Annotated in this window: 9 protein-coding genes; 5 read left to right on the top strand and 4 right to left on the bottom strand. The window is 70.9% G+C overall.

Features of this window, described 5'->3' with window-relative positions:
- Positions 1 to 107: 107 nt before the first annotated feature.
- Positions 108 to 4412, bottom strand: a complete 4305-nt coding sequence (locus tag ACFXPK_RS01660) for a discoidin domain-containing protein (protein ID WP_385070449.1) — start codon at positions 4410 to 4412, stop codon at positions 108 to 110.
- Between the two features lie 440 nt (positions 4413 to 4852).
- Between ACFXPK_RS01660 and ACFXPK_RS01665 the strand changes: the two genes are divergently transcribed.
- Positions 4853 to 5182 (top strand): SCO0607 family lipoprotein, encoded by a 330-nt coding sequence (locus tag ACFXPK_RS01665; protein ID WP_384994033.1) that lies wholly within the window; start codon positions 4853 to 4855, stop codon positions 5180 to 5182.
- Between the two features lie 88 nt (positions 5183 to 5270).
- On the opposite strand, the gene ACFXPK_RS01670 is transcribed toward ACFXPK_RS01665, so the two are convergent.
- Entirely contained in the window at positions 5271 to 5510 is a 240-nt protein-coding gene (locus ACFXPK_RS01670; protein ID WP_384994030.1) for a DUF6011 domain-containing protein, read from the bottom strand.
- 85 nt (positions 5511 to 5595) lie between these two features.
- On the opposite strand from ACFXPK_RS01670, the gene ACFXPK_RS01675 reads away from it, so the two are divergent.
- Complete coding sequence (locus ACFXPK_RS01675; RefSeq protein ID WP_384994028.1) at positions 5596 to 6084, top strand: glutathione peroxidase; 489 nt, start codon at positions 5596 to 5598, stop codon at positions 6082 to 6084.
- Positions 6085 to 6155: 71 nt separating this feature from the next.
- Here ACFXPK_RS01675 and ACFXPK_RS01680 read toward each other — a convergent pair whose 3' ends face one another.
- A complete protein-coding gene (locus ACFXPK_RS01680) occupies positions 6156 to 7409 on the bottom strand; it encodes an acyl-CoA dehydrogenase family protein (protein ID WP_384994101.1) in 1254 nt (417 codons plus the stop codon).
- A 179-nt stretch (positions 7410 to 7588) separates the two neighbouring features.
- Between ACFXPK_RS01680 and ACFXPK_RS01685 the strand changes: the two genes are divergently transcribed.
- Positions 7589 to 8233 (top strand): TetR family transcriptional regulator, encoded by a 645-nt coding sequence (locus ACFXPK_RS01685; protein WP_384994026.1) that lies wholly within the window; start codon positions 7589 to 7591, stop codon positions 8231 to 8233.
- A gap of 40 nt (positions 8234 to 8273) precedes the next feature.
- Here ACFXPK_RS01685 and def read toward each other — a convergent pair whose 3' ends face one another.
- Positions 8274 to 8831 carry a peptide deformylase gene (def, locus tag ACFXPK_RS01690; protein WP_384994023.1) on the bottom strand — a complete coding sequence of 186 codons (558 nt, stop codon included), beginning with the start codon at positions 8829 to 8831 and terminating at the stop codon, positions 8274 to 8276.
- 115 nt (positions 8832 to 8946) lie between these two features.
- On the opposite strand from def, the gene ACFXPK_RS01695 reads away from it, so the two are divergent.
- Together ACFXPK_RS01695 and ACFXPK_RS01700 are read left to right on the top strand one after the other, a co-directional pair.
- Positions 8947 to 10185, top strand: coding sequence for a MurT ligase domain-containing protein (locus ACFXPK_RS01695; RefSeq protein WP_384994019.1), 1239 nt, complete (start codon positions 8947 to 8949; stop codon positions 10183 to 10185).
- A gap of 49 nt (positions 10186 to 10234) precedes the next feature.
- The gene (locus tag ACFXPK_RS01700; protein ID WP_384994017.1) at positions 10235 to 10963 is read left to right on the top strand and encodes a type 1 glutamine amidotransferase; all 729 of its coding nucleotides are present in this window, start codon (positions 10235 to 10237) and stop codon (positions 10961 to 10963) included.
- Positions 10964 to 11100 lie beyond the last annotated feature (137 nt).

Below are 11100 nucleotides of genomic sequence, written 5' to 3' on the forward strand. Positions count from 1 at the left end.
ACGTCTCGTGGGCTCGTTGTTGTGTAAAAGAGCCTGGGGGAGGGGGGGGCGCCGCGGGGGGCTCGGGCGGGCACCGCCCCGCTCCTCCGTGGTGGCGCGACGGCGGTCTACGGGTTGATGTTGATCTTGAAGTTGGGTGTGGTGTTCCTGATGTCGACGGCGTTGTTGTCGAGCTTCAGCCGGTTGAAGGTGACCTCGCCGACGGCCGGTCCCTGCCCCGCCTCCGGCATCTCGTTGGCCCACACCCCGAAGCCGGACTTCGCGTCGTAGGCGTCACCGCTCTTGCGCGCGCCGGTGATCGAGATGTCGTTGAGCACGGTGTCCTTGACCGGGAACTGCGGCTGGCCTCCTACGTAGTTGGTCTGGAACATGATGCCGCTGTAGGTCGGATCGACGATGTCGACGTCGTTGATCCGGATGCCCTGGAACACCTTGGACGCGGAGAACAGCCAGATCCCGGGGAAGGTCTGCCCGTTCCAGAAGTGGCCGCCGGCCCGTACCACCGACACGTTCTCGATGGTCGTCGGACCGGTCCCGAAGCCGTTCATCGGGTATCCGAAGTCCAGTGAGCTGACCGTGATCCCGGAGTACACCAGGGTGTCTGCGACATGGATGTTGCGGAAGGTGTTGTCGTAGCCGCCGTAGACGGCGATCCCCGCGGCGCGCCAGGTCAGGATCGTCGTCAGGTTCTCGTAGACGTTGTTCTTCATGTCCGCGCCCCCGGCGTCGATCGCCGAGAAGAGGGCGAAACTGTCGTCCCCGGTGGCCCGTGCCTCGTTGTTGACGACGTGGTTGTCCGTGGAGCCGTTGGTCATGTTGACACCGTCGGCGAACATGTTCCGGATCCGGGAGTTCTTGATGGTGATCCGGTCCGTGTTCGCGCCCCAGTAGAGACACACCATGTGCTCGTTCCAGATGTTGTCGATCACCATGTCGGCGACATTGGCGAAGTCGAACACCTTGCCGGGGCCGTCGATGCGCGAGGTGTAGTTGCCGAAGTACGCGAAGCCGCTGAAGGACGACCCGTTGGCCGTGGCGTCGGCGCGGAAGCCGATGTCGGTGTTCTCCTGCGCCGCGGGGGCGCGGAAGCGGGTGAACCAGGGTCCGGCGCCGACGATCCGCACCGGCTTCCCGTACACCTGGAACTTGCTGGAGGTCTGGTAGTCACCGGCGGGCAGATAGACACCCACCAGCTTCCCCGTGGTGTCCATCCGGACCTTGTCGAGGGCGTTCTGCACATCCTGGTGGCCGAGGCCGGCCGGCACGGCGTACGTGGCCGGGTCCGGGTTGGGGATCGGTGTGGCCTGCTCCAGGCTGACGAAGTCGATGGCGTACTTCGAGGTGTTGGCGGCGTCCTTCTGGAGCCTGATCCGGCTGCCCGCCGGGACGGTTCTGCCCAGCAGGACGTTGGCCTCGTCGTAGATGTGGCGGGGCGCGCCGGAGCCGGGCGAGTTGCCGGGGGCGGCCTCGGCCCCGTACAGCCAGGCGTACTTCGAGGTGAGGTCCACGGCCTTGAGGAAGGTGCCGTCCACGTAGACATTGAGGGTGGCGTCGATCCCGCCGCCGCCCGGCGCGTCCGGGATGGAGAACCGGGTGACCAGTGTGTTGGTGCTGGCCTTGGTGGTGAACTCGACGTAGCTGCCGGTGCCGTCGAGGGTGACGGCCTTACGGCCCGACGCCTCGCCCGCGAGGTCGCCGACGGTCCTGTTGGGCCCGACGACCCGGGCGCCGCCGCCGGTGACGCCGTCCTCCGCCTCGTACAGGTCGTACGGCATGTCGGCGCCGCGCCCGACGAAGAGCGGCTGGGTGCTGGTGTTGTTGTCGCGTTTCACGGGCAGCTCGTTGGCGTCGGGGGCCAGCACCGTCCTGAGTGTGTACGAGCCGTCGACGGCCGTCCAGGTACCGAGGCCGACCGGCGCCGTGGTCGCCCCCGGCGCGATGGTGCCGTTGTACGCGCCGGTCAGGGTCTTGACCGTGGCGCCCTTGGCGTCGAGCACGGAGAGGGTGATGCCGTGCACTCCGCCGGCCGACGCCACGTTGCCCTGGTTCCTGACCGTGACGGAGAAGGCGACGGTGTCACCGGCGGACGGGGAGGACGGGGAGGTCGCGACCGCCGCGGTGACCAGGTCGGAGCTGTCGACGGCCCGCACCACGAGCGGGGTGGGGCTGGTGTGGCTGTTGTTGGTCTCGTTCTCCTCGGCGATCAGCCCGCCCGGGTCGACGACCGCGCCGAGCTGGTACGAACCCGCCTCCCGCGTTCCGATGTTCGCCGTGACGGTGGCCGAGGCCCCGGCCGCCAGGGCGCCCACCGACGCGGTCGCCACCTTGGAGCCGCCGAGCCGGAATTCGACCGGCCCGGCCGGCGCCGCGGCCCGTCCCGCGTTGCGTACGGTCGCCGACAGGGTGATCGCGTCGGACTCGACCGGCGCCGCGGGCGAGGCGCTCAGCGCCGTCACCGTCAGATCGGGGTTGGGCGCCGGGGCGCCGAGCACCTGGAACTCCGCCACCTGACCGGCGCCCGAGCCGGTGTTGGAGGCGAACTTGAGCTGGACGTCGGCGACCCGCGCGGTCACCGGGACGGTCACCGTGTTGCCGGTCGCCGGGGTGAAGGCGTAGTCCTTCGCCGCCACCAGTTCGGTGAGCCCGGACGCGCTCTGCTCACGGCCGAGGACCTGGATGTTCTGGGTCCGCGCTCCCCAGGCGCTGTCCGGGTTGAGCTTGACGACCACGCTCCGGGTGTCGGCGTTGGCGCCCAGCTTCACGGTGAGGGTGTTGGGGTAGCTGCCGCCCGCGCCCTCCCAGTAGGTGGTGAGGCTGTTGTCGTTGGCGTTCTCCGCCACGTAGGTGTGGACGACGGAGGAGGCGGTGATCGGCCGGCCGACGGCGAGGTTCGACGCGGAGCCCGGACTGCCGTTCCGCGTCACCGTGTTGCTGGCCACGGACACGTTGCCGGCCGCGTCCTTCGCCCGGACGAAGTAGGAGACCGTCGTCCCGGCGGGCTGGGTGTCCGTGTACGTGGTGACACCGCCGGCCACGCTCTTGCGCAGGACGTTGTCGGCGTAGAGGTCGTAGCCGGTCACCCCCTTGTTGTCGGTCGAGGCGCCCCAGGTCAGCTTGATCTCGTCGGCCGACGGCTCGGTGAAGGCGAGGCCGGTGGGGGCGGTCGGCGCCTCGGTGTCCCCGCTGTCACCGCGCCGGGTGACGGTGTTGCTGTTGGCCGACACGTTGCCCGCCGCGTCCTTGGCCCGGACGTAGTACGAGACGGTCGCCCCGGTGGGCTGGGTGTCCGTGAAGGTGGTCACGTTGCCCGGGACGCTGCTGCGCAGCTCGTTGTCGGCGTAGATGTCGTACCCGGTCACCCCGGTGTTGTCGGTGGACGCCTGCCAGGCCAGCACGATCCGGCCGGTGGTGGGTTCGGTGTAGGAGAGTCCGCCCGGCGCGGTGGGCGCCTCGGTGTCCCCGGTCTCGGGTCCGTAGATCTCCAGCTCGGAGAGTTGTCCGCCGGGCTGGGCGGTGTTGGCGGTGATCAGCACCCGGAGGTGACGTGTGGTGGTGGTGTCGAAGGGGATCGTCACCGACTGGCCGCCCGCCGCGTTGAACGCGTACGCCTTGGACGCCGTCAGATCGGTGAAGGAGTTGTTGTCGGTGGAGCCCTGGATCTTCAGGGTCTGGTTCCTGGCGCCCCAGCCGTCGGGCAGCCGCAGCACCACCTGGTCGACCCGGACCGAGGAGCCGAGATCGGCCTGGATCCACTGCGGGAAGTCGTTGTTCCGGCTCTCCCAGTAGGTCGCCCGGTTGCCGTCGTTCGCGTTGCCGGGCCCGTAGACCTCGGTGAAGCTGCTCGCGGTCAGCGTTCTGCCGAGGGCGAGGTTGACCGAGGCGGCGGCCGCCGCGCGCACCTCCAGCTCGGCGAGCTGGGCCCGCTTCCCCGCCGTGTTCGCGGTGAACTCGGCCCGGACGAAGCGGGCCCTGGTGGCCGGGAAGGCGACCGTCACCCTGTTGCCCGTCCCGGGGCTGAAGGCGTAGGTGGCCGAGGTCTTCAGCGTCGAGAAGCCGGCGCCGTTGGCGCTGCCCTGGAGGGAGAGGGTCTGCTTCCTGGCCGTCCATCCGGTGGGCAGCCGCAGCACCACCTGGTCGACGCGCCGCGTGGCGCCCAGGTCGGACTGGACCCACTGGGGGAACTTCTTCCCGCGGCCTTCCCAGTACGTCGACGGGTCCCCGTCCGTGACGCTGCGGGCGGCTCTGCCCGCGGCGGTCGCGCTCGCCGTCGCGGTGCGGCCCGCGGCGATGTCGGGGCCCTTGGCCCGGGGGCCGTCGGCGGCCGCGGCGGTGAGGGTCGGCCAGCCGGCCATCAACAGGCTGCTGGCAAGGGTGGCGGCGAGGACTCGCCATCTCCGGCGTAGCGATCTCATGGATCCCCGATCTTCGGCCTCGGCGCGGAGGGCGGCGAGGGCGCGGCTCTGGCAGCACGTCTGCAAGGCATGCGTTTCTGCACTGACGAACGGAGTATTTGCGTTTTGCGGTGAGAGAGTTGCAGAGAATTACCATGTCGTCCACCGCCCGGACCGAACCGAATACCCGGACCTGCCCGCCGAGTTGTGGCTCGCACCCCTTGTACGGGAGCACTCGTCGTCGTTTCGGGGCCACCAGCAGGCAAACGTAAGCGATCTGCAAGAAGTGCCGGGAATTTGCAGCGCTGACGAAAATTCAGATGTCCGGCCCGGAACACCGGTCGCGGCCCGTACCGCGCGTCTGGGTGACAGGGCCGCCGCCGGGTGAGTACGAGTACTCACGCCGAGCCGCGCGCCGTCCCGCAGGATGGCCGCATCGACCCACACAGAGGGAGCCCACCATGCGTACCACCAGCCGATTCCGTACCTCGTCGCCCGGACGGCGCCCGAGGCGTTCGGTCGCGGGTCTCGTCCTGGCCTGCGCGGCGGTCGCGGCGCTGACCGGTTGTTCGATGCAGGACGCGATCTGCGGCGGCGGCGAGTACCCGGTCATGACCGTGGGCAGCACCGGCAGCGCCTGCGTCCCCAAGGACGAGGACCCGCCGAAGGGGTACGTCCGCTACCCGGAGGGCAAGGTGCCGAAGCAGGTCGACGACAAGTGGGACGTCTACTGGCGGACCCACTCCGTGGACGAGAAGGGCGAGATCATCGAGGTCCCCGCCGTCGGGTGACCGGGGGCGCGGGCGCCGGGCCGCCGCCGGGGGGGGCGCCGGGGCTGCCGGGGGGGCTTCGCCGGGAGCCGCCGGGGGCCGTCGCCGGTCAGACTCCGGGCAGCGGATCCTGTTCGGCCTCCCGGCGCCGGGCCCTGATGTCCGGTGCGGGCGGGTGGAGTTTGGCGTCGCAGGCGGGGCCGAGCCCGGTGCGGCGCGAGGCCGTGCCGGTGAGCGGTCTGCCGCACATACGGCACCGGACGGGCCGGGGGCCCGACGCGTCGGGGACCGAGCCGGGGAGCCGGCCGTCGTCGGCGGGCGGCGGGGGTTCGAGCGGTGTTTCGTCCACGGACCACCTCTACCAGCCCGGCCGCCGGACGCCTCGGCCGCGGGTCCACAATGAGGGCAGACCGCCGTCGACCGAGGAGATCCAGATGACGCTGTACGACATCCCCCTGACCACCCTGACCGGCGAGCCGACCTCCCTGGCCGCCTACGAGGGCAAGGCCGTCCTGCTGGTGAACGTGGCCTCCAAGTGCGGCCTCACCCCGCAGTACGCCGGTCTGGAGCGGCTTCAGCAGAGTTACGGGGAGCGCGGCTTCACCGTTCTCGGCGTGCCCTGCAACCAGTTCATGGGGCAGGAGCCCGGCAGCGCGGAAGAGATCCGGACGTTCTGCTCGACGACGTACGGCGTCAGCTTCCCGCTGCTCGCGAAGACGGACGTGAACGGCGACACCCGGCACGCGCTGTACACGGAGCTGACGAAGACGGCCGACGCGGCGGGCGAGGCCGGGGACGTCCAGTGGAACTTCGAGAAGTTCCTGATCTCCCCGAAGGGCGAGGTCGTCGCCCGGATCCGGCCGCGCACGGAGCCGGAGGCCCCCGAGGTCGTCGCGGCCATCGAGGCCCAGCTCCCCGCCTGACACCCCGTCGGCCGGGTCCTCGACCGCACACGAGGGCCCGGCGCCGTACGGCCGGATCCGGACGAAAAGTCCTAGCGGATGGGCATGCCCGACAGGGTGCGGGCGATGACCAGGCGCTGGATCTCGCTCGTACCTTCGAAGATCGTGTAGATCGCCGCGTCCCTGTGCATCCGCTCCACCGGGTACTCCCGGGTGAAGCCGTTGCCGCCGAGTATCTGGACGGCCTGCGCCGTGACCTGCTTGGCCGTCTCGCTCGCGTACAGCTTGGACATCGAGCCCTCGGCGGAGGTGAAGGGCTTGCCCGTGGTCGCCATCCAGGAGGCCCGCCAGACCAGCAGCCGGGAGGCGTCGATACGGGTGCGCATGTCGGCCAGTTGGAAGGCGATGCCCTGGTTGTCGATGATCGGACGGCCGAACTGGCTGCGCGTCTTCGCGTAGTCGAGGGCGACCTCGTACGCGGCGCGGGCCGTGCCCACCGCCATCGCGCCGACGGCCGGGCGGGACGCCTCGAAGGTCGCCATGGCCGCGTTCTTCACCCGTTCCCTGTCGCCCTTGCCGCCGCCGGCGCTCTCGGCGGCCCTGGCCCGCTCACGGGCGCGTGCGAGGCGTTCGTCCAGCTTCTCCTTTCCGCCGAGCAGGCAGTGGCCGGGGACCCGTACGCCCTCCAGGACGACCTCGGCGGTGTGGGAGGCGCGGATGCCGTGCTTCTTGAACTTCTGGCCCTGGGAGAGTCCGGGGGTGCCCGGCGGGACGATGAAGGAGGCGTGGCCCTTCGTGCCGAGTCCGGCGTCGACGACGGCGACCACCACATGGACGTTGGCGATGCCGCCGTTGGTGGCCCAGGTCTTGGTGCCGTCGAGGACCCACTCGTCCTTGGCCTCGTCGTAGACCGCGCGGGTGCGCATGGCGCCGACGTCGGAGCCCGCGTCGGGCTCGGAGGAGCAGAAGGCGGCGACCTTCACGTCGTCGGGGTCCCCGTACATCTGCGGGATCCACGTGCCGACCTGTTCCTCGGTACCGTTGGCGAGGACGCCGACGGCCGCCAGGCCCGTACCGACGATGGAGAGCGCGATGCCCGCGTCGCCCCAGAACAGCTCCTCCATCACCATCGGAATGCCCAGCCCCGTGGGGTCGAAGAACTGCTGGGCGTAGAAGTCCAGGGAGTAGATGCCGAGTTTGGCGGCTTCCTGGATGACCGGCCAGGGAGTCTCCTCACGCTCGTCCCACTCGGCGGCGGCGGGACGGATGACATCGGCGGCGAAGCCGTGCAGCCAGTCGCGAACCTGCTTCTGGTCGTCGTTGAGATCGAGCGTGAACTCGGTCATGTTCCCCTCCAGCACCGCGTGAACCACGGTGTCGCTCACTTTTGTTACTTGCGGTAACACCAGTCTGTTACTCATAAGTAGGGGATGTCAACCGGCCACCTTCTGATCAGCATCGACGGCGGACAGGGTGTTACGTTTCCGGTGCGTCACGCAATCGCACGGGCGGGGAGACACACCTGATGGAGAGCACACAGCAGGCCGAGCAGCAGCGCTCGGCCCGGCAACGGCGCCGACAGCTCCTGGAGGCGGCCGACCGGGTGGTGCTCAGGGACGGCCCGGGAGCCTCCATGAACGCCATCGCCGCGGAGGCCGGCATCACCAAACCGATCCTCTACCGCCACTTCGGCGACAAGGGCGGGCTCTACCGGGCCCTGGCCAAGCGCCACACGGACGCCCTGCTCGACGCGTTGCGGACCGCGCTGGACGCGCCCGCCGGGCGGCGCGAGCGCGTGGAGGCCACGCTGGACACGTATCTCGCCGCGATCGAGGCGAGGCCCCAGGTCTACCGCTTCCTGATGCACCCGGCCGAGGACACCCCGCTCCCGGAACAGGGCTTCGACGTCGGCCGCCACTCGGCGCCGCTGCTGCGCCGGCTCGGCGAGGAACTGGCCAAGGTCATAGAGGAACGCGTCGACCTCGGCCCCGGCAGCGAACAGCTCGCCCGCGTCTGGGGCCATGGCATCGTCGGCATGATGCACGGCGCGGGCGACTGGTGGCTCGGGGAACGCCCCTGCTCGCGCGCCCAGTTGGTGGGCAGCCTGGCGGACCTCCTGTGGGGCAGGCTGGCCGCGGTCGACGACCGCGCGGGCGGCCCCGGCTTCTGAACCCGGGACGGCCCGCGGAGAAGTACCGGGATCCCAGGGGCTACGGAGCGGGCGCGCTGCCCGTCGCCCACGGCGCCCGGCGCGCCGCCCGCAGGGTCCTGGAGCGCCGCCAGCCCGTGAGCCGGTCGGAGTAGAGGGTGCCCTCCAGGTGGTCGCACTCGTGCTGGAGACAGCGGGCGAAGAAACCCCGGCCCTCCACCGTGACCGGTGCGCCGTCCCGGGTGAAGCCCTCCACCACGGCGTGGTCGTACCGCTCCGTGCCCGCCTCGATGCCCGGCAGGGACAGACAGCCCTCGGGTCCGCGCAGCACCAGGTCGTCCGCGAGGACCAGCCGGGGGTTGACGAGATGTCCGAGATGGCGGACGTCCTCGTCGTCGGGACAGTCGTACACGAACACCCGCTGGGAGACGCCGATCTGGTTCGCCGCCAGCCCGACACCCCGAGCGGCGTACATGGTCGCGAAAAGATCCTCGATCAGCGCGCCGAGGGCGGGACCGAAGTCGGTGACGGGTGCGCAGGGCGCGTGGAGGGCGGGATCTCCGAGCAATCTCATGGCTCGTACTCGCCCGGTACTGCCGGGGATCGGACGGTTTCGCATGACGGTCAGGGTACGGTCCACGGTGAACCCCGCCCTCTGCCCGGTGCCGCGGTTCGGGGCCCTGGCCGGATCTCGATAGGCTGGCCCACGGACCGACGCAAGGAGGATCAAGGCGATGTCAGGCAACACGGACCCGCTGACGCCGCGGGCCAAGCTGGCCGTGACGGCGGGCAAAGCCGCGGCGGCGGTGTCGCGCGCCGCAGGGCGCGGCAGCGGATCGGTGATCGGCGGGAAGGTGGCGCTCCGGCTCGACCCGGATCTGCTGGGCAGGCTGGCCCAGCATCTCGACGTGATCCTCGTGTCGGCGACGAACGGGAAGACCACGACGACCAGGTTGATCGCCGAGGCGCTGCGGGCCGCGGGGCCCGTGGTGTCGAACGCCCTCGGCGCCAACATGCCGGCCGGCATCACCTCGGCCCTCGCAGGCGGCTCGGACGCCCGGTTCGGCGTGATCGAGGTCGACGAGAAGTATCTCGCCGGGGTCGCCAGGGACACCACGCCCAAGGCGATCGCGCTGCTCAACCTCTCGCGCGACCAGCTCGACCGCGCCGCGGAGACCCGGATGCTCGCCGAGAAGTGGCGGGAGGGGCTGGCCGGCACGAAGGCGGTCGTCATCGCCAACGCGGACGACCCGCTGATCGTCTGGGCCGCCTCCTCCTCGCCCAACGTGGTCTGGGTGGCGGCCGGCCAGGAGTGGAAGGACGACGCCTGGTCGTGCCCCTCCTGCGGCGGTGTGATGCAGCGCCCCGGCGACGACTGGTTCTGCGGCGAGTGCGGCTTCCGCAGGCCGCCGCCGACCTGGGCGCTCCACGGCGACCACGTACTGGATCCGCACGGCTCCGCCTGGCCGATCCACCTCCAGCTCCCGGGGCGCGCCAACAAGGCGAACGCGGCGACGTCCGCCGCCGTCGCGGCGACCTTCGGGGTGCCGCCGCAGGTGGCCCTGGAGCGGATGTACCAGGTGCAGGCCGTCGCCGGCCGGTACGACGTGGTCTCCTTCCTCGGCCGTGACCTGCGGCTGCTGCTCGCCAAGAACCCGGCGGGCTGGCTGGAGACGTTCTCGCTCATCGACCCGCCGCCCACCCCGGTCATCCTCGCCGTCAACGCCCGGGGCGCCGACGGCACGGACACCTCGTGGCTGTGGGACGTGGACTACACCCGGCTCGCGGGGCACCCGATCTTCGTGATCGGCGACCGCAAGCTGGACCTCGCCGTACGTCTGGAGGTCGCGGGCCTGGACTTCCGGGTCTGCGAGACGCCCGACGAGGCCGTGCGGATGGCACCGCCCGGCCGTATCGAGGCGATCGCCAATTACACGTCGTTCCAGGATCTGCGCAGACGGGTGGGCAACTGAAGCCATGTCGGGATACATGACCCCCCGGAACCCGGAAGGACGAGCCAGAATGAGCGACAACAACCTGCGGCTGGTGTGGATCTACCCGGACCTGCTGAGCACCTACGGTGACCAGGGCAACGCTCTCGTGGTGGAGCGCAGGGCGCGCCAGCGCGGCCTCGGTGTCACACGGGTGGACGTCCGCAGCGACCAGCCGGTGCCGACCTCCGGCGACATCTATCTGATCGGCGGCGGCGAGGACCGGCCCCAGCGGCTGGCGGCGGAGCGGCTGCGCCGCGACGGCGGGCTCAGCCGGGCCGTCTCCAACGGCGCCATCGTCTTCTCGGTCTGTGCCGGCTACCAGATCCTCGGCCACGAGTTCGTCAACGACCTGGGCGAGCGCGAGGCCGGTCTCGGCCTGCTCGACGTGGTCTCCACCCGCGGCGAGGGCGAGCGGTGCGTCGGCGACGTCCTGGCGGACATCGACCCGCGGCTGAACCTGCCGCAGCTCACCGGCTTCGAGAACCACCAGGGCATCACCCATCTCGGTCCGGCGGCCCGGCCGTTCGCGCGGGTCCAGCTCGGCCGGGGCAACGGTACGGGCGACGGTACGGAGGGCGCGTACAACGACACCGTCTTCGGTACGTACATGCACGGCCCGGTGATGGCGCGCAACCCGCAGATCGCGGACCTGCTGCTGAAGCTGGCCCTCGATGTGAACGCGCTGCCGCCGACGGACGACCGGTGGTACGAGGCGCTGCGCGCCGAGCGGGTCTCAGCGGCGACCCAGCCCGCCTGACGGACGCGCCGGCCCGCCCGGCGCCCGCACCGGAACCCCGCCGGCCCCAGGGCACCACGCGGGCCGCGGGGGTGGGTGTCCCCCCGGCCCCCCGCGGGGGGGGCGCGGCGCGGGGCGCCGCCGAGGGGTACGGCGCC

This window comes from Streptomyces sp. NPDC059142 (genome assembly GCF_042755665.1).
GTDB lineage: Bacteria > Actinomycetota > Actinomycetes > Streptomycetales > Streptomycetaceae > Streptomyces.